Origin of the sequence: uncultured Mobiluncus sp. (assembly GCF_902488535.1) — a bacterium.
GTDB lineage: Bacteria > Actinomycetota > Actinomycetes > Actinomycetales > Actinomycetaceae > Mobiluncus.
This window is the reverse complement of the sequence record NZ_CABTWO010000009.1, coordinates 58038-77074: the sequence shown is the minus strand read 5'-3', so window position 1 is coordinate 77074 and position 19037 is coordinate 58038. Positions and strand designations below refer to the sequence as shown.

17 protein-coding genes and 1 other RNA gene are annotated in these 19037 nt (G+C 57.1%); 11 read left to right on the top strand and 7 right to left on the bottom strand.

Features of this window, described 5'->3' with window-relative positions; translation table 11 throughout:
• Window positions 1-17: 17 nt before the first annotated feature.
• On the top strand, window positions 18-1040 hold the full coding sequence (gene lipA, locus RDL66_RS04675) for a lipoyl synthase (RefSeq protein WP_308535546.1): 1023 nt from the start codon (window positions 18-20) through the stop codon (window positions 1038-1040).
• 36 nt (window positions 1041-1076) lie between these two features.
• Here lipA and RDL66_RS04670 read toward each other — a convergent pair whose 3' ends face one another.
• Entirely contained in the window at window positions 1077-2696 is a 1620-nt protein-coding gene (locus RDL66_RS04670; protein ID WP_308535544.1) for an AMP-binding protein, read from the bottom strand.
• 146 nt (window positions 2697-2842) lie between these two features.
• Here RDL66_RS04670 and RDL66_RS04665 point away from each other — a divergent pair, with 146 nt between their 5' ends.
• From RDL66_RS04665 to rnpB, 5 genes are all read left to right on the top strand, one after another.
• The gene (locus RDL66_RS04665; protein WP_308535543.1) at window positions 2843-4021 is read left to right on the top strand and encodes a hypothetical protein; all 1179 of its coding nucleotides are present in this window, start codon (window positions 2843-2845) and stop codon (window positions 4019-4021) included.
• Window position 4022: 1 nt separating this feature from the next.
• Window positions 4023-4550: a hypothetical protein gene (locus RDL66_RS04660; protein WP_308535542.1), complete on the top strand. Its 528-nt coding sequence runs from the start codon at window positions 4023-4025 to the stop codon at window positions 4548-4550.
• A 62-nt stretch (window positions 4551-4612) separates the two neighbouring features.
• Window positions 4613-5500: a Nif3-like dinuclear metal center hexameric protein gene (locus tag RDL66_RS04655; RefSeq protein WP_308535541.1), complete on the top strand. Its 888-nt coding sequence runs from the start codon at window positions 4613-4615 to the stop codon at window positions 5498-5500.
• A 59-nt stretch (window positions 5501-5559) separates the two neighbouring features.
• On the top strand, window positions 5560-6285 hold the full coding sequence (locus tag RDL66_RS04650) for a hypothetical protein (RefSeq protein WP_308535540.1): 726 nt from the start codon (window positions 5560-5562) through the stop codon (window positions 6283-6285).
• A gap of 17 nt (window positions 6286-6302) precedes the next feature.
• Window positions 6303-6680, top strand: an RNA gene (gene rnpB, locus RDL66_RS04645) — RNase P RNA component class A.
• Window position 6681: 1 nt separating this feature from the next.
• On the opposite strand, the gene RDL66_RS04640 is transcribed toward rnpB, so the two are convergent.
• The 4 genes from RDL66_RS04640 to panB form a co-directional block, all read right to left on the bottom strand.
• Entirely contained in the window at window positions 6682-6819 is a 138-nt protein-coding gene (locus tag RDL66_RS04640; RefSeq protein ID WP_308535538.1) for a hypothetical protein, read from the bottom strand.
• 9 nt (window positions 6820-6828) lie between these two features.
• Window positions 6829-7572 carry a polyphosphate--glucose phosphotransferase gene (ppgK, locus tag RDL66_RS04635; protein WP_308535537.1) on the bottom strand — a complete coding sequence of 248 codons (744 nt, stop codon included), beginning with the start codon at window positions 7570-7572 and terminating at the stop codon, window positions 6829-6831.
• 129 nt (window positions 7573-7701) lie between these two features.
• Window positions 7702-8622: a type I methionyl aminopeptidase gene (gene map, locus RDL66_RS04630; RefSeq protein WP_308535535.1), complete on the bottom strand. Its 921-nt coding sequence runs from the start codon at window positions 8620-8622 to the stop codon at window positions 7702-7704.
• Between the two features lie 42 nt (window positions 8623-8664).
• Window positions 8665-9495, bottom strand: a complete 831-nt coding sequence (gene panB, locus RDL66_RS04625; RefSeq protein WP_308535533.1) for a 3-methyl-2-oxobutanoate hydroxymethyltransferase — start codon at window positions 9493-9495, stop codon at window positions 8665-8667.
• Window positions 9496-9649: 154 nt separating this feature from the next.
• Here panB and RDL66_RS04620 point away from each other — a divergent pair, with 154 nt between their 5' ends.
• Window positions 9650-11203, top strand: a complete 1554-nt coding sequence (locus RDL66_RS04620) for a C69 family dipeptidase (protein ID WP_308535531.1) — start codon at window positions 9650-9652, stop codon at window positions 11201-11203.
• Window positions 11204-11240: 37 nt separating this feature from the next.
• Window positions 11241-12146 carry a diacylglycerol kinase family lipid kinase gene (locus tag RDL66_RS04615; protein WP_308535530.1) on the top strand — a complete coding sequence of 302 codons (906 nt, stop codon included), beginning with the start codon at window positions 11241-11243 and terminating at the stop codon, window positions 12144-12146.
• Window positions 12147-12277: 131 nt separating this feature from the next.
• Here the strand turns inward: RDL66_RS04615 and RDL66_RS04610 are convergent, their stop codons facing one another.
• A complete protein-coding gene (locus RDL66_RS04610) occupies window positions 12278-13150 on the bottom strand; it encodes a YwiC-like family protein (protein ID WP_308535528.1) in 873 nt (290 codons plus the stop codon).
• A gap of 50 nt (window positions 13151-13200) precedes the next feature.
• Window positions 13201-14259 (bottom strand): methyl-accepting chemotaxis protein, encoded by a 1059-nt coding sequence (locus tag RDL66_RS04605; RefSeq protein WP_308535526.1) that lies wholly within the window; start codon window positions 14257-14259, stop codon window positions 13201-13203.
• 240 nt (window positions 14260-14499) lie between these two features.
• On the opposite strand from RDL66_RS04605, the gene pheS reads away from it, so the two are divergent.
• From pheS to RDL66_RS04590, 3 genes are read left to right on the top strand one after another with little or no spacing between them, the layout of a single operon-like run.
• Complete coding sequence (gene pheS, locus RDL66_RS04600) at window positions 14500-15579, top strand: phenylalanine--tRNA ligase subunit alpha (RefSeq protein ID WP_308535525.1); 1080 nt, start codon at window positions 14500-14502, stop codon at window positions 15577-15579.
• Between the two features lie 2 nt (window positions 15580-15581).
• On the top strand, window positions 15582-18200 hold the full coding sequence (gene pheT, locus RDL66_RS04595) for a phenylalanine--tRNA ligase subunit beta (RefSeq protein WP_308535523.1): 2619 nt from the start codon (window positions 15582-15584) through the stop codon (window positions 18198-18200).
• Window positions 18201-18257: 57 nt separating this feature from the next.
• Window positions 18258-18959: a DUF1287 domain-containing protein gene (locus RDL66_RS04590; RefSeq protein WP_308535522.1), complete on the top strand. Its 702-nt coding sequence runs from the start codon at window positions 18258-18260 to the stop codon at window positions 18957-18959.
• Window positions 18960-19037: the final 78 nt, after the last annotated feature.

Here is a 19037-nt window from a genome sequence, read left to right as displayed (position 1 = left end):
ACTGAGAGAGAGCCACTATGTCCACGCTGGAGTCCGCGCAGCACCGTAAACCGTTGCGCCTGGAAGTGGCCAACGCGCGCCAACCTCGTGAGGACCATCCGCGCTGGCTGCGGGTGGTGGCAAAAGCCGGGCCGGAATACCAGGAAATGCGTTCCCTCATGCAGGGGGCGGGGCTGCACACGGTTTGCGCCGAAGCGGGATGCCCCAACATTTTTGAATGTTGGGAAGACCGGGAGGCGACTTTCCTCATTGGTGGGGCCTTGTGTACGCGCCGGTGCGGGTTTTGTGATGTGGCTTCGGGCAAGCCGGAGGGCTACGACCGTGACGAGCCGCGCCGCCTCGCCGAAACGGTCAAACATCTGGGGCTGAAGTATGTGACGGTCACCGGGGTGTCTCGCGACGACCTGGAAAACGGGGCGTCGTGGCTTTACGCCGAGTCGGTACGCCAGATTCGCGCGCTCTGTTCCGAAACCGGAGTGGAACTGCTGGTCGATGATTTTCAAGGCAAATCCGCCGCCCTGGAGGAAGTCTTTGCCAGCGAGCCCCAGGTCTTTGGCCACAATTTGGAAACGGTGGCTCGCCTGATGCACACGGTGCGTCCCGCGTTCACCTACGCGCGCTCCCTGGACGTCATCACTCAAGCCAAACAGTTCGGGCTCATCACGAAGTCGAACCTGATGCTGGGGCTGGGCGAAGAACCCGAGGAAATCGAAGCGACCATGCGCGATATGCTGAACGCGGGGGTAGATATCTTAACCCTGACCCAATACTTGCGTCCCTCTGAGCGGTACCTGCCGGTGGTGCGCTGGGTCAAGCCCGAAGAATTTGTGCAGCTCAAGGAGCTGGCGTTGGACATGGGGTTTGCCGCGTGTATGTCGGGGCCGCTGGTGCGTTCCTCTTATCGTGCCGGCAAGCTCTGGGCCCAGGCGATGCGGCACTACGAACGTTTCATTCCGCCCCAGTTTGCGCATCTGGACCAGGACCGTCCGCCGGCTCGTCAAGAAGCCGAAGCGGTCGTGGAGAGGGAAAAACAGCGGTAATCGCGCGCCTGAGGGTGCGAGCGGGTGTTTCGGGGGTTATTGGAACAGCGCCAAAAGCCCTTGCCGGTCAGGTTTTCCGTTCGAGTTCAACGGTATGTGGCTCACGAGGCGCAAGGCTCGAGGGAGTTCCGCTTTCGTCAGGTGAGGGCGGGCAAAGTCTTGGAGTTGTTCCAAGCTGAGTGGTTCCGTGTTTTCGGGTATGTCTGGGGTTTGCACCACCACTGCGGCCACGATTTCACCCCAAGTCGGGTCGGGAACCCCGACGACCCGCGCTTCTGACACCCCCGGATGACGCGAGAGCACCGCGGCGACCCGCTGGGAAAACACCTTTTCCCCGCCGGAGTTAATCGTGTCGGTCAGGCGTCCCACCAGGTGAAGGAAACCGTCAGCATCAAAAAATCCCAGATCCCCGGTCCGTAACCAACCCGTTTGCGGGTCAATGAGGGCGGCGTTCAGTTCCGGATTACGGAAGTATTCCCGCGTCACGCTGGGGCCGCGGCATTCCAGCTGGCCAATGACCCCAGGTTCGACCGGTTTTTCCGCTCCGTCAACGATACGCAGCTCGGTATGCGGAAATGCCCGGCCTACCGCCAGTTCGCGACCCGCCATGACGTCCGTGGTCAGGGCGGCTCCTGAAGCGCTTTGCTCGGTCATGCCCCAAATGTTGATGGGGTTCCACCCCAAGCCAATCATGTCAGCGGCTAGCTGTTCATCCCACGGCGCGCCGCCCACCAGGGCTTTCGTGAACCGTGACGTGTCCACCGGCCGCCCGGATTGCGCCGCCTGCCGGACCTCGCGCACCAGCATCCGGTACATGGTTGGCACCGCGAACATCATCTCGACCCTATACTTCTCGATAGCGGCGAGGACAGCAACCGAATCGAACTTCTCAAAAATGACGACCGTTCCGCCGTGGGAAAAAATATCCGTCGTCGTGCCGTTGAATCCGCCGATATGTGACAGGGGAGCCGTGACCGCCTCGACGGTGGCCGGAGAATACTCAAACACTTCGCGGAAATTCGTGCAGCCCCACCACATATTTTTGTACGTCAGCAGGGTGCCTTTTGGGTGAGCGGCGGTGCCGGATGTATAGATAATCGCGCCGGGCACGTCCTCCCCACATTCGGGCAGGTTGTCGAGCATTTTGGTGGCCGCGAGCGCCAACGTCACGGGCGGGGTCGAGTCGTCGCTCGGCTCTAGGCAATCCTCCAGCTCAGAGTACGTCACGAGGCGGGGGCGAGGGTTCGCGGTGAGGTCGCAGCCCGTCAGTTTTTCGTGCTGGGCGGGGTCACAAATGATGATTTTCGGTTCACAATGCGCCAGGATTTTTGCCAACTCCGGGGCTGGCAGGTTTTGATCCAACGGCACTGTAATCGCCGGAATGGCCGCGGCGGCCACGAAAGTCAGTAGGTGCCACGGGGAGTTTTTCCCAATCACGACCACGCGCTCGCCGGGCGCAACGCCCCAAGACCGGAACTGGAGTGCCAGCTTGGTGGCGCGCGCCAGTGTTTGGGCCACGTTCCAAGTCGGCGGGGCAAAACTGGACGCAGCGATGGTTTCAGCGCTGACTCCCTGGGCAATCCAAATCATCGAAGTGCGCCCAGGATGGCGTAAAGCGGCTGCTTGCAGGAATTTCATCGGAGAATAATCAACCACTGTTGAATCATACCAAGATAGCTGGATTGGTAAGACGAGTATAAGTCGCTCCATGCAACGCTACGAGAATGTTAAAAAACATTGACAGAATGCGTAATATGACTGTAAAATTGTAATTATATTTCCTAAAGCCGGGGGAGGATGCAATGTATTCCAAAATAATATCCATTTTTGTAGTAGGATTTTCTCTGGTTTGTCTTGGAAATGCTCCGGCATTGGGTGTAGGCGATACTTCACTGGTGAAGGATTCAATTAATTCACAGGATTTCATGACCAGATTCGAGCAAAAGTATCCTGAAATATTTTCTTTTGGTAAGTGGGATCAAGAAACTAATAAATTCGTTATGGGAGTAAAAGGTGAGATGCCCCTAGAAGTAGAACTCGCTGCCAAAAAGTTTGCTGCTGACTTCAAAGTTGATGAGAATACTGGTTATTCACAAAAAGAATTATTCGATGCAGCGGCCTTTCTGGTTCGGCATATTGAAAGCGCTGTCGGGGTAAAAGATTCGGATTCCGTATTTACAACCATTGATCCGACTACCCCTAGTATAGGTTTACAAATTGATAATTCTGTGCAGCAAAAATTCAAATCAGATTTGATTTTTGGTCTAGAGTCTATTTCTGACCATTTACAGGATAGAAGTGCCACAGACCTTAGCTCAAAATTGTTAAACACAGACAATCCTAAACTCCTCGCAAAGCTAAAAATCGACGTGAATATGGGCAATGTTAAGCGAGAAGAACAGGCGCTTTATGGGGGCGGCCGTATCTCTGGTAATAATATTGGATATTGCACCACAGGTTTCACCGCTTCTAAACCAAGATATCCGAGTGGTATTCTTACCGCTGGACATTGTTTAGTAGGAACCTCACCGATAGTTTACGGGATGTCGAATTCAAAGATTGCCCTGACCAGGGTTACCCGGGTAGTAAATAATGCTACGGACGCCGGTTTTCTCTCCGCCGCAGGCTACGTAACTGCACCTCAATTCTGGAGTCTTCCCAATGGCGGGTTAACCACCGTAACGTGGAAGTTTACGCCTTCAATCGGGCAAAAGCTTGCTTTTAAAGGCGAAACATCATCACGCCGGATATACGATTCTGTGTCGGGGTATGTTTGCGGAGGTGTTCCACGATGTGGAAAGATGTACACGAAAATGGGCGCTACGCAAGCTGGGGATTCTGGTGGACCATGGTTTAGTAGTGGTGGAGCCGCAGGTATCCATGGAGGGCTCGTTACATTCTCTGATGGAACTGTGCACTCTTACTTTACGACGATATCAAAAGCTGAATCGGTAACAGGTACGACCTTAAAGGTGGGCTAAGATGTTTAGATTAAAATTCCCCGTTTATGTATTTTCCGGTTTTCTTTTAGCCGGCTCCGTAATATTTCTGCCTGCCTGTTCTATGAATGAAGGCGATACGACAGTACATCCCGAAGTTGAAAACGGAAATGCTGACGTCGATAATGCCATGGATTTTGGAATCGAGAAACATGATGCAGGTGGAGTAACTTTCTTTACATGGAGTAAAAGACCTTCTCAATTTATCGATCTCGGCCACGGGAAGTTAAAACTGGTACAATCTGAAAATGCAATTTGCATCATCGATTCCGATAGCGGACAAAATTACGGTATTGTATTCCCATTTGGAACGACTTTGGAGGATAATGTCCTTTCTTTTGAAAATGGGGTTACATGGAGATTTGGAGAGACCGCAGAGCAGCATAACTTCTTTGTCAAAGAACCGAATTTGTATAATCTAAGTCAAGATATGAAAAAATCTCAGCAGGAAATTATAAAGTCCTGTACTCAGGATAATGAGAGAATATTTTTCTTTATTCCGGACTTATAGTTTTCAATTTCTTAGCTCCAATTTAGCATGTAATTAACTCACATACCCGGTATGATGAGCACATGAGTAATGAGGTATTGACCGTAGGCGAAATTTGTGAGTGGATGGATGCGCGTTTTGCGCCCGCGCTACAGGAAGATTGGGATCGGGTCGGGCTGATTTGCGGGGATCGGGGTGACCCGGTGACCCGGGTTCTGCTCGCCGTGGACCCGGTCGAGCCGGTCGTGGACGAGGCCCTCGAGTGGGGGGCGCAGCTGGTCATTACACACCACCCCCTGTTCCTGCGCGGCACTTCTTTTGTGTCTACTGATACTGCCAAAGGCCGGGTGGTACATCGCCTGATTTGCGGCGGGGCAGCCCTTTTTAACGCCCACACCAACGCGGACTCGGCACGTGATGGGGTGGCGGAAGCCCTGGCCCAAGCAGCGGGACTCAACCCGCAGACCTGGCGGCCGCTGCAGCCCGCCCCCGCCGACACGTCCTTGGGCATCGGACGAGTCGGTCCGGTCACGCCCACCACGGTGGGGGAGGTCGCCAGCCGACTGGCAAACCTATTACCCGATTCACCAGCAGGTTTGCTGGTGGCGGGGGACTTTGACCGCGCCGTCAAGACGGTGGCGGTCAGTGGCGGGTCGGGTCAATCCCTGCTGCCCGCAGCCTTAGATGCCGGCGCGGATGTGTTCGTGACCGCCGATTTGCGTCACCACCCGGCGCTAGATTTCCTGGAGATGGACGGGGCGCCCGCCCTCATCATGCCGTCGCATTGGGCCAGTGAATGGATGTGGCTGCCCCGTTTAGAAACCACGTTGAACCTGTGGGCCGGTGAAATCGACAAACCCCTGGAAACGAAAATCAGCACGGTCATTTCCGAACCCTGGGACGCCTATATCTCCACCGTCACCGAGGACGAAACTGAGCCGGACGATGCCGGCTGCGGTTCGATAAACTAATAGCCGAAATCAAGCTACGATTTAGAAAACGACCCCGAGAATCTGCAAGGAAGAAGTCAATGAAAGCTGCGCCCGAAGACCAAGAAAAACTTTTGGACCTGCAGGTCCTGGATCGAAAGATTGCCGGTTTGAAACACTCTCTGGCCAGCATTCCGGCCGCGGCGCGTCTGGAACAAATCAAAGCTGAGCAGGACAAGCTGCGCTCCGTGCTGGCTTTGGCGACTTCCGCCCGCAACGACTTGAACCGGGCTTTGAAGCAAGCCGAAGGGGAGGTCAGCAAGGTTCAGGAGCGGGCGAAAACTCAACGCGAACGCTTGGATTCGGGTCAGTTGAGTCCCAAAGAGATGGAACGCATCCAAGCTGAACTCGCTCAGTTAGCGACGCGTCAGGGCGAACTGGAAGATAGCGCCCTGGACGCGTTGGACGCGCTGGAACGCGCTAGTGAAAAAGTGAAGCTGGTGGCAAATCGCCGGGCGGAACTGGCTGTTGAATTCGACGAAGCACAAGCCGAAGCGGGCAGCGCTGCCGGCGAACTGCAGCAGGAACTGACCGGCCAGCAAACCCAGCGAGACGAACTGGCCGCCACCCTACCCGCCGAATTGCTGCGGGAATACGAAACTTGCAAACGGGCGACCGGAGGAATCGGGGTAGTAGCGGTCAGCGGGAACCAGTCGGTCGGGATGGATTTGGAATTTTCGATGGCGGAAATCTCGCGTTTAAACATCGCGGCTCCTGATGATGTCATCGTCAGCGAGGACCACGAAGTTATTTTAGTGCGTAAGTAGTACAATAATCGGGCGGAAAAGCCGGGCAGGTAGCCGCGGGCGAGTCATTCGATGAGCCCGAGGAAAGTCCGGACTCCATAGGGCAGGGTGATGGCTAACGGCCACCCGGGGTGACCCGCGGGACAGTGCCACAGAAAGCGAAACCGCCCCACCGGGCTTATGCACGGCGGGGTAAGGGTGAAAAGGCGAGGTAAGAGCTCACCGCGCGACTGGCGACAGGCGTGGCAGGGTAAACCCCACCCGGAGCAAGGCCAAGCAGCAGGCTGGGCGGCCCGTTCAAAGCCTGCGGGTAGGCTGCTAGAGAGGTCGGGTAACCGGCCTTCCAGAGAAATGGCTACCGGCGCGCGGCGGCAACAAAGCGCGTTACAGAATCCGGCTTACGCCCGGCTTTTCCGCTCAAATCAGCTGGTTCGCAACTGCCGGGGCACAAGCGGGGGAGGCGGCCTCGCCGGGCAATGGCAGTTTCGGGTTCGCCGGCACTACCCAATGCAAAACGCTCCGGGGCGCCGCAGCACCCCGGAGCGAAACAGCCATTAGCTCGGTTTACACCCCAGCGGCCAGCGCGGCAGCCCCCGCAATACCAGCCTGGTTACGCAGTTGAGCGGGGATAATCGGGGTCTTCAGATCCAGCAGGGGCAGGAACTTGTCGTGCTGGCGGGACACGCCGCCGCCAACCACGAACAAATCGGGGCTAAAGAGCATCTCCAGCCGCGAATAGTATTTTTGCAGGCGCTTGGACCACTGCTTAAATGACAGTTTCTTGGCTGACTTTACCCCGGAGGAAGCGCGGCTCTCCGCGTCTTTGCCGTCAATCTCGATGTGACCCAGTTCGCTGTTAGGAACCAGAATCCCGTTATAAATGAGCGCGGTGCCAATTCCGGTGCCCAAAGTGGTGACGATGACCAGGCCGGGCACATCGCGGGCCGCCCCGTAACGGACTTCTGCGTAACCTGCAGCATCAGCGTCATTCACACACTTGACCATGTGACCGGTGTACTTGCGCAACAGGACGCGGACATCAATGCCAGCCCACCCCTGGTCAAGATTAGCAATAAACGGAACCAAATCATTCTTAACCGGAGCCGGAATCGTCAGGCCCAACGGCATATCCTCAGGAACGCCCTTTTCCTCAATAATCTGACGGCACACTTCCGCCACGGCCTGGGGGGTCGAGTGTGCCGGGGTTTTAATTCTCAGGCGATCGCCAATGAAATCGCCAGTTTCCAAATCTACATAGGCGCCTTTAATACCGGAGCCGCCAACATCAATCCCAAATCCAGTTGCCACAAAAGTCCCTTTCGCGTGGGGATGAACTGGCAAATACTCTAGGGTAAAGGCCGTGATTTCACCAAATCACAGCCTGGTACCGGTAAAAATCACGTACTCGCCAGGGACTTTGGACAGTACAAAAGAAAATCAATCCTGATGGTTGCTGGGCCAGGTGAGAATCTCTCCGCCGTCCTCGCGCACCACGAGGGTGTGTTCAAATTGGGCGGTACGTCCGCGGTCACGGGTCACTACGGTCCAGCCGTCCCGCCACTGTTCCCAAGCGATTGAGCCCATAGTGAGCATCGGTTCAATGGTGAAAACCATGCCTTCTTCCATAACCGTGTCATAGCGGGGGGAATCGTAGTGCGGAATAATCAGCCCGCTGTGGAAGGCCTCGCCGACGCCGTGGCCGGTGAAATCCTGCACTACTCCGTATTCAAACCGGCTGGCGTAGGACTCGATAATCCGCCCGATAACGTTGATGGAACGTCCCGGTTTGCAGACCTTAATGGCGCGCATCATGGCTTCTTTGGTGCAGTCGATGAGCTGCTGGGATTCGGGGTCAATCGTCCCGACCGGGAACATGGCACACGTATCGCCGTGGACCCCGTCCTTGTAAGCGGTGATGTCCAGGTTGATGATGTCGCCCTCATCCAGCGGCCGGTCGTCCGGGATTCCGTGGCAGATACATTCATTGACCGAGGTGCAGATGGATTTACGAAATCCCATATAGCCCAGGCAGGACGGATAGGCGCCGTGATCACAAATAAACTCGTGCGCCACCCGGTCCAAAGCATCGGTAGTCACGCCAGGAGCGATGTACTTGGCGGTCTCCACGATGGCGTCGGCCGCGATACGCCCAGCTTGGCGGATTTTTTCAATCGTTTCCTCGCTTTTAACGTCGGAGGCCGTGACCCGTTCCGGGCCGTCGTGAAACATATATTCCGGACGGTCAATGTGAGAGGGGACTGGCAAGGTAGCGGAAATGCGTCCCGGTTTCAGATTTCCCAAGGGTGCGCGGCGGGCCAGTTCGTCAGTTCGAGTTTTCTTGTGTAACACGGTAGTCATTCTTTCGATTCAAAAGTTCTCAGGTCGCTTCTCGGGGATGGCCTAGTTTTCATGGTAGTTTTCCGGGGCCGGGAAAGTCCGGTTCACCACGGCATCACGGTAGCTTTGGGCAGCGTGTTTCAGCTCTGCCCCCACTTGACCGAACACCTGGGCGAACGAGGGTTTCCAGTCCTGCATTCCCGCCATGTCAGTCCACACCAGGACCTGCCCGGCAGCGTCTGGACCAGCGCCGATACCGATGATGGGCACGTTGAGCTGGTCAATAGCGGCGCGAGTGGTCGCGGCGGGAACCATCTCAAACACAATCGAGAACACCCCCGCCTCTTGCAAAGCCAACGCGTCCGCAACCAAGGCCGGAGCGGCGTCGGCACGCCCCTGCATGCGTTTGCCGCCCAAGTGGTTTTCGGACTGCGGGGTGAAACCGAGATGCCCCATCACGTTGATACCCGCATCCACGATGGCTTTGACCTGGGGTAGGATACGACGTCCCCCTTCCAGCTTCACCGCGGCAGCTCCGGCACGCACCAACGCGACCGCAGTATCCACGGCTTGGGCGGGGCTGGACTCGTAAGACCCAAAAGGCATATCCGCCACAACCAAAGCTCGGGAAGCCCCTGCCGCGACCGCGGCAGTGGCGCGAACCATATCGTCTAAGGTCACCCCGACGGTGGAGGACATTCCCAACATAGTGGTCCCGTAAGAATCCCCGACCAAAATCATGTCGATTTCGGCCGAATCAATAATCCTCGCGGTAATCGCGTCGTAGGCGGTCAGCATCGTCAGCGGACGTCCGGCTGAGAAGTACTGCTGGACGTGCTGGACGCGAAACGGCTTTCCGGGCTTGGGGCCAATGTCTGGATTATCTTTGTGCATAGTCACTCCTTGAGTCTGTCCCTATACATCCTATGACTTTGCCGCTGGCAATAGTTCCTCAGATAGACTTTCCCTCAGCATCAGATGCCTAAACGTTTTAAGATATTGGCAGACTGGGTACAGTCACCAGCAAGTATGAGAAAGGCGAAAACACATGGGTTGCACGACGATTTTGGTTGGGAAAAAGGCTTCGGCGGACGGGTCGACGATTATGGCCCGGACCGACGACTCGGGACACGGCTCTTTTGAGGCGAAACGATTTGAGGTCATAGCACCCGAGGATTTGCCAAAAACCTACCGTTCGGTTCTGTCCCACGTGGAGATTCCTCTGCCGGAAACCGGTTTGCGCTACACCCGTTTCCCCGATGCTGATACCCACAAAGGCCTGTGGGCGGGCGCGGGGATCAACTCGGCTCGCGTCTCGATGACCGCCACCGAGACGCTGACCTCGAACGAGCGTGTGCTGGGCGCCGACCCGCTGGTTGAGTTACGCGAAGCCCAAGGTGAGGAGGGCCAGGACGGTTTTGTGCCGGAACAGCCCGGCGGTATCGGAGAAGAAGACATGGTGGTGTTGGTGCTGCCCTACATTAAGACGGCTCGTGAAGGCGTGCTGCGTTTGGGGGAGTTGCTGCAACAGTACGGCACTTACGAGATGAACGGCATCGGTTTTGCCGATAACGACGACGTGTGGTGGCTCGAGACGGTGGGGGGACATCACTGGTTGGCGCGTCGCTTGCCGGAGGAATGCTATGCCGTCATCGCAAACCAGTTCAGCCTGGACGACTTCGATTTTGACGATGCCCTCGGGGAGGGGCGCGATTACCTGTGCTCGCCCGATTTGCGGGAATTCGTGGCGGATAATCATCTGGATACCGCGCAAACAGACGGCCAGCCGGCTCAGCGTTTCAATCCTCGCCTAGCTTTCGGGTCGCGATCGGATTCGGATCACACCTACAACACGCCGCGAGTGTGGGCGTTGCAACGGTTCCTCAATCCCACGGACGTGTCTCGGTTTGGTTTCCACGGGGATTCCCGCCCGGATTCAGACGACCTGGATTGGTGCCTGATTCCAGAACGCCTCATCACTATGGAGGACGTGAAATACACCCAGTCCTACCACTATCAAGGCACCCCGTTTAATCCTTACGCGAGGGCGGAACAGGCTCTGATAGGCGGCGCTGACCAGCGCGGTATGTATCGCCCGATTGGGATCAACCGCACGAATTTCGTGGCTGCCCTCCAGATTCGTCCCGAAAAACCCGCCGCCACCACCGGGCTGAACTGGATAGCCTACGGAGCAATGCCGTTCAACGCCCTGGTGCCGTTCTATGCCAACGTGCGGCACACCCCGGGGTATCTGGAGGCGACGACCCAGCGGGTCACCACCGAACATCACTATTGGGCCAATCGGATTATTGCCGCCCTGGTGGACGCCCACTATCATCAGACGATTCCGCACGTGGAGCGTTACCAGCAGAAGGTCGTGGCGGCGGCTTTACAGATTGTGGCGCGTACCGACCGGGCGGTGGCTGAGCTGGGTGAAGACGCGGCGAACAACATGGAAGATTCCCGCGTTTACGAACTGCTGGAGGGCGCTAATGCCGAAATTGCAGACCTGCTGAAACGGGAAACGGACGACCTGCTGGATAAGGTCCTGTTTGACGCCAGCCTCAATATGCACAATTCGTTCTCGCGTGATGATGCCTGAACCGGCGAGAAGTTCCAGACCAGATGAGGAGCCGAAGTTGAAAAAGGCGATAGTCATTTATAACCCCGTGAAAGTCGGGGACGAGGACGAGTTTACAGCCGGTTTGAACGCGGCGGCTCAAAAGCACGATTTCACCGTGGAATACCTCACCACCAGCGTTGATGACCCCGGCTTTGCGATGGCCGCGCAGGCTCGAGACATGCATCCCGACCTGGTCATCGCCGCGGGCGGGGACGGCACCGTGCGTGTGGTCAGCACCGAGATGCGTCACAGCGAGATTCCGGTGGCGGTATTGCCGGCGGGGACTACGAACCTATTGGCGCGAAACCTCAACGTGCCTTTGGATATGAAAGCCGCCATGGAACTGGCGTTCACGGGGCAAAAAGTCTCGATGGACATTGTGAAGGTGCATAACGATACTTCCCGTAAACCATGGTATTTCACGGGTATGGCAGGAATCGGGATAGATGCCGAAGTCATGCATCACGTGGATGAGGGGCTGAAAAAAGTGGTCGGTCCCGTGGCCTACGTCATGTCCTTTTTCAGGCAAGTCAACAATTCTGTGCATCGCTGCCGGTTCCGCATTGACGGCAAGCAGATTTTGAAACGTAACGTGATTATTTTCATGGTCGGCAACACCTCTGAGCTGACCGGCGGAATCCAGTTGTTTCCCGACGCCACCCCCTTTGACGGTTCCCTAGATTTACTGATTGGGGCTCCGCAGGGAGTCGGCGGCTGGTGGCGCGTAGTCAAGAACGTGGTTTTGAGGCTGGGACGGCACAACAGCACGCTGGAATATTTCAGCGGCAAACGCTTCGAAGTCTTGTTGCATAAGCCGGCGGTGTGGGAGATGGACGGCGACCCGGAAGCGGAGGCGCGGCACTGGGTTTTCCAGGTCGTTCCGCAAGCCATCACGGTTGTCGCCGGGAACCCGGTCTCATAGAGCGGATAAAATCGCAAATTCGTTAGAATAGCACGGAAAACTCGGCGTTGCGCGGGGATTTACCACCCGAAACGCGAGGATTTACCACCCAAAACGCGAGGATTTACCATCACGTCAGACTCCGGCAATTTTTACAGCGCCGCTGCCACAAAAACCAATACTGAAATCGCCACTTCGGTCAGCCCGATGACTCGCGGTCGCCAGGGCTTGCCGCGCCGGCGTGCCTGCCAGGGGAACCAAATCGAACGAGCTAATGTCACTAGCCATGCGACTGCTACCAGAGGAGATACCCAAGACAGAGCGGCGAAAAGCAGCGCAGCGGCAAAACCTAGGGCGTGCGAAACTATCGAAATGACCAGGAAACGCTGGTTACCACGCTGCCGAAAAATCGTCTTTACGTAGGGAACTGAAGCTGCATAATAGGCTGTGAGCTGCACAGCTACTGATATTGCCGCCGGCCAACCCCGTAAAACAGTGGATAGAGCGTGTCCGCCCAGAGCAGATGCCTCGTGAACCCCGTACATCGCGTCCTGACCCATCCGCAAAGCCGCAGCCATCAAGCCGCAGTGATAGGCAACTAAGGTCATCAGTCCTGCTGCCAGGATAATCGTCAGACGCGCTCCCAAACCGCGTTCTCGCCCGCAGCGCACCTCACCAGCCCAAATCCCGATGAGGATAGCGAAAGCCGGAATCCAACAGCAGAGTAGCGGCAGCATCGCCAGGACTCCTATTCCCAGCACCCCAACCAGGATTCCGTAAATCAAAACGGGGTATCGTAAGGATTTCTTCCGAGGATTCTTAATCAGGCGTAGCGCCGAAAATACAAAGAAGAAACCAATCATCCACGTGGAGAGCAGCAGCGCATGCTGCCAGGCCCATCCGCCAAGCGTTGCCCCGAATAGCGCCGGAACGGTGACGATGAACCAAGCCCCATGCTGATTGGGTAGCCAGGTGCGCAAAACAGACCTAACTTTTCGGTTTTCACGAGCAAGGGGTAGGGTCATGACCTCGAGCCTAGGCTTATTCTGGGAGGGATTACGAAAAAACTGGCTATCTAGCTGTCCATCAACTGATCGAGCAGGGCGCCAACTTTGGCGGAGTTGTCCTCCATAGTCTCCAGATGCTTTTTCATCAGTTCGCTGTCGCCTGCTATAAAGGCCTCGACAGCAGCCTTACCAGAAACGTGGGTACCTTCGTGAACACCCTCGAGCTGTTGGAAACAGGGCTGTCCTGAGTAGTCGAGGTGACCGCGCCCCTCGTAATACCACTTGCCCAAGCGGCAAGTGTGCGAGGAGGAAATCCCCTCCGGGTTCGGCTCAGCAATTCCGGTAACTTGACGGTAAATCCCCAACTTAAAGATGAAGTGGTCGAGTTTCACCACCGAAACAAATGAATCCGTAGTCACGTGCGCAATCGAGTCTGCCATCGAGGAAACTTTTTCTCCCACCGCGGTCGCGGTCTGGCTGGATTTTTCTTCGAATTCTTTGGATTCGTCAATAGCTTCCGTAATGTTTTCCAGGGCGCTAGCGGTGCCCTCGGTTATGGAAGTGACCAGAGCGCCAATTTCCTGCGTGGCACTGGCGGTGCGTTCCGCCAAAGTGCGCACTTCCCCTGCCACCACGGCGAAACCACGACCAGCCTCACCCGCTCGTGCCGCTTCAATAGTGGCGTTTAGCGCCAGCAAGTTCGTTTGTGAAGCAATACCTTCGATTTGCTGTACAAAGCTGTGAATCGACTCGGAAGCCTTTGACAAGACCTCCATGTTCTGTCCCATGTCCTGCAACTTTTTCGAAATGTCCCCAGCACCGTCGGCCATATCGTGCAAATCACGAGTTGATTCCGCCATGACCCGGCGTGTCTCTGCGGTGTCAGCGGAACCCGCGTCCAATTCGGACACAATCTTTCCCAGGGATTCGCGGACGTTTTCAGCCGATCCGAAACACCGTGCCAGAGGGTCATGCGTGCTCTGGGTGAAGGCCTGTTCCTGGTTCAAGTCACTGAGAGCGGCTTCCTGAGATTCCTTTTCGGCCTGAAGCTCGGCGACTTCAGCTTGAAGACGCTCAATCTCTGCCTGCAAGTGTTGCGTTTCTACAGCGGTTTTAGATTTTCTCACTTCGGTATCCTTGGCTGAAATATTCCATAATTACATCAAATAATTTATCTCACAAAGTGGCTATTCTGTAGCCGTTTCGTTCGGTTTTTACTTCTCCCGCGCTGAATTTATTTGCTCCTGCGGAATATTGTGGAGGCCCGTGGGGCAGCATTGAAAAATCTTGATTACCGGGCGGGCTGGCATTTCGACTAAAGTTGAAGGGGTTTTGAGCTGGCTAGGAGTCAAGGAAATCGAGGAAAAATGAGCGAAAACGTGTTGAGTCCGCTGGATGCGGAAGGTTTGGAGCGGGAAGTTGCCGCGGCGCTAGAAGCCATCGCGGCGGCGCCCGATGTGGAGTCGCTGAAAGCGGTGCGTTCCCGCTACAACGGCGACAAAGCGCCCTTGACCCTGGCAAAGAAACTTATCGGGAAGCTCGATCCTCAGGACAAAGCTACTGCCGGTCGGAACTTGGGGGCTGCCCAAGGGCGGGTCCGGGCGGCTCTGGACGCCAAACAGATTGAACTGCAGGAGGCCGCGCAAGAGGCGGCTTTGGGGGCGGAAACCGTGGACGTAAGCGTGTTGTCCTCGCGTCACCCGCTGGGGTCGCGCCACCCGCTGATGGTGCTGGAAGAGGAAGTCGCGGACTTTTTCGTGTCTCTGGGGTGGGACATTGCGGCTGGCCCCCAGGTGGAACACGAGTGGTTCAACTTTGATGCGTTGAACTTTGATGCCGATCACCCGGCACGGCAGATGCAAGACACGCTCTATGTTGATTCCGCTTCCGTGGGCGGCAGCGTGGAAAACCCCGCCAACCTGGTGCTGCGCACGCACACCTCTCCGGTGCAGGCGCGTCTGTTGACGACCCGCGAGCTGCCGATTTACGTAGCTATTCCCGGCAAAGTGTTTCGTGCTGATGAACTGGATCCCACCCACTCCCCGGTGTTTAACCAGGTGGAGGGCCTGGCAGTGGATAAGGGCCTGACGATGGCGGATTTGAAGGGGACTCTGGATCACTTTGCCCGCGCTATGTTCGGCCCGGAGGCAAAAACCCGCTTCAGACCGTCTTTCTTCCCCTTCACCGAGCCTTCCGCGGAGGTCGACCTATGGTTCCCGCAAAAGAAAGGTGGCCCCGGCTGGATTGAGTGGGGCGGCTGCGGCATGGTGAACCCGAATGTGCTACGTGCCTGCGGGGTCGACACCGAGGTTTATCAAGGATTTGCCTTCGGAATGGGCATTGAGCGCACACTGATGCTGCGCCACGGCATAGAGGATATGCACGACATCGTGGAAGGCGACGTGAGGTTCTCAGATCAGTTCGGCGTGAATGGAAAGGGGCGCTAAAAATGGCTTTTGTTTCGATTGAATGGTTGCGGCGGTGGACGGAAGTTCCCGCGGACACCAGCGCGTCCCAACTCGCAAAAGACCTGGTAAAGGTCGGTTTGGAAGAGGAAGCTATCCATACTTCAGGGGTGACGGGTCCGCTGGTGTGCGGCCGGGTGGCCTCGATGGTTCCCGAAACGGCTTCCAACGGTAAAACCGTCAACTACTGCCGGGTAGACGTGGGTGAGGAATTCAACGATGCGCCCGGTACCGGCAAGGAGCCCTCCGACATTCCCAGCCGCTCCATCATTTGTGGGGCGCACAATTTCAAGGAGGGCGATCACGTGGTGGTCTCCCTGCCAGGAGCCGTACTGCCCGGTGACTTCGCCATCGCCACCCGCAAAACTTACGGCCATATCTCGGACGGCATGATTTGTTCAGCCCGTGAGCTGGGGTTAGGTGAGGAATTCGATGGCATCATCGTTTTGGAGGAATACCTAGGCGAGCGCGGTGTGGAAATTCCTGCTCCCGGAACCGACATGCTGCCCATCTTGGGACTGAACCAGGAACTGTTGGAAATCAACATCACTCCCGACCGCGGCTACTGCTTCTCGATGCGCGGGGTGGGGCGTGAATACAGCCACTCCACGGGCGCAAAGTTTACCGACTGGGGCTTGGCTGAAAACCTGAAAAACGGTCTGCCTGCAGCCAATGATTCCGGCTTCCCAGTCGAAATCGAGGACTCAGCCCCGATTCGCGGCCACATGGGGTGCGACCGGTTTGTGGCGCGGATAGTGCGCGGACTGAATCCGAGTGCCCCCACGCCGCAGTGGATGGTAGCACGGCTGGAATCGGCGGGAATGCGTTCCATTTCCTTGCCGGTCGACGTGACGAACTACGTCATGTTGGACTTGGGCCAGCCCATGCACGCTTATGACCTGGACAAAGTGACCGGACCCATCGTGGTGCGCCGAGCCCGCCAAGACGAACAGCACACCACTTTGGATGAGGTTCAGCGAACTTTGCACGCCGAAGATTTGCTGATTACTGACTGCCAGGGCGGTCACGGTGAGCGCGTACTCGGCATCGCCGGAGTGATGGGTGGTGCGGACACGGAGATGACCGAAACCTCCACGAACGTCCTATTAGAAGCGGCTCACTTCGACGCGGTGTCCGTAGCGCGTTCGGCGCGTCGTCACAAGTTGCCCTCCGAGGCTTCAAAGCGTTTCGAGCGCGGTAGCGACCCCGAACTTCCGCCGGTGGCGGCTCAATATGCGGCCGAGCTACTGGTGGAATACGGCGGCGGCACCATTGACCCGGGAGTTACTGACGTCAACCACGTCAAGCCCCAACCGACCGTAACTTTGCCTTTTGCGGCAGCCAGCCAGCTCATCGGGGTGGACTACGCGCCCCAGCGTGTGGAAGAACTGTTGAGAGCCATCGGCTGTAGCGTCACCAAGTCCAGCGACGACACGTTCGCGGTCGTGCCGCCCTCGTGGCGTCCCGACCTAGCTGGCGGCCCCGCCCACCTCATTGAAGAAATTGCCCGACTGGACGGCTACGACAAGATTCCTTCCGTGGTGCCGGTCGGCCCTGCCAAGATTGGCAACCCGGCGCCGCTGCGAACCCGCCGGGAAGTCAGCGACACGTTGGCCGAAGCGGGCTTGACCGAAGTCATGACTTACCCATTCTTGGGCAATGAACACGATTTGATGGGGTTGCCGGCAGACGACCCGCGGCGAGACACCGTCAAGCTGGCCAATCCGCTGGCTGACGATGCCCCGGCACTGCGCAGTTCCCTGCTGGATACCCTGCTGAACACGGCCTCGCGAAATGTGTCCCGCGGCAATCCGCGAGTGGCGATTTTTGAGCTGGACCAGGTCGTCAGTGCGCACGGAGTCATTCCGGCGTCGATTCCCGGCGTGGAGGAAAAGCCCAGCGACGAGGTCATGCAGGCGCTGCGGGCGGGAGTGCCGAAGCAGCCCTGGCACGTGGCGGCGGTGCTGGCAGGAAACGCCATCGAAGCTAGCCCTCATGACGCGGCGCGTGCCTGGGATTGGGCGGACGCTATCGAGCTGGCGATTCGCGTAGCAGTTTCGCAAGGTTTGGCGGTGCGTCCCGAAGCCTTGGGCGCCGGGGGACAAGCCACGGTTGCCGCGCCTTTCCACCCCGGACGAGTCGCGCAAATTCGCGTAGGTGCGCTCACCGGCGGGAAGGTGCTGGGTTATGCTGGCGAACTGCACCCCAAGGTGTGCCAAAACTTCGGCCTGCCGCCCCGGACTTGTGCATTTGAACTGGATTTGGACGCGATTGAAAAGTCCCGCCCCAAGGATGCATTCCAGCTGCGTCCCGTCTCGACGTTCCCGGCTGCCAAGGAAGACTTGGCGTTTGTCGTGAAGCAAGACGTTCCCGCGCTGAAGGTCTATAACGCGATTGCGAAGGCCGGGGAAGGGCTGGTTGAGGAATTGCGCCTGTTCGACGTGTTTGAGAATGCGGAGCAACTGGGGGAGGGCCGGAAATCCTTGGCGTTTGCGCTACGGCTGCGTGCCGCTGACCATACGCTGAGCCCTCAGGAGATTAAGGAAACTCGCAACCGCATCATCAAGAAAGTTGAGAAAACCTGCCAGGCAACCCTGCGCTAGACGCCCGGGTCAATAAAACGCTGCTGACGCAGTTGGCGGCGCAACTAAGGAGTAAGCGTGGTTAACCGGAGTTCACGAGGTCGCAAGCACTTCCTCATCGGAGCGATTCTGGTTTTGGCCCTAGCGCTGGTGGGCGGTGCCGCGTTCCTGTTGTCGAGCTGGAACGCGAAAGGTTCGTGGCGCCTGGATGAGGCTTGGACCGGCCAGAATCTGAATCATCCGGGGCCGGTAGGGGAAAAGATGCTGGCGGGTGCCGTGGCTTACCTAGCTACCGCGCCAAAATACGACGGTTCCAAAGTGTATCCCGGCGGGGTACCTAATGACGGTACCGGGGTGTGTACCGACGTGGTGTGGTACGCCGCCAAAGCGGCGGGAATGGACTTGCGCGAACTGGTCGATGCGGATCGACGAGCCGACCCCCAGGCTTACGCCGCCACGGCTCCGGAGGGCGAGACCCCTAATCCAGACATTGATTACCGTCGAGTGCGCAATCTCATCGTCTATTTCGATCGTCACGCCCAGAGCCTGACCACCGATACAACGGACGTGGCGTCTTGGCAGCCCGGAGACATCGTGGTGTGGAAAGAACACGTGGCGGTTATTTCAGAAAGGCGCAACGCCCAGGGTTTACCTTATGTGTTGCACCATGAAGGCAACGGGATATGGTCTCGCTACGAAGCGGACGCTTTTAGGCAACGCGGGGAACCGTGGCGGCACTATCGGCTGGAATCTTTGGGTGCTCAAGTTGCTGGGCACTAGCCCGTTGGGGCGGTTTTTCGGCCATTTCAGGCCAATCCCCGAACCTTTTAGCATAAATATGCAACTCTATGAATAAAC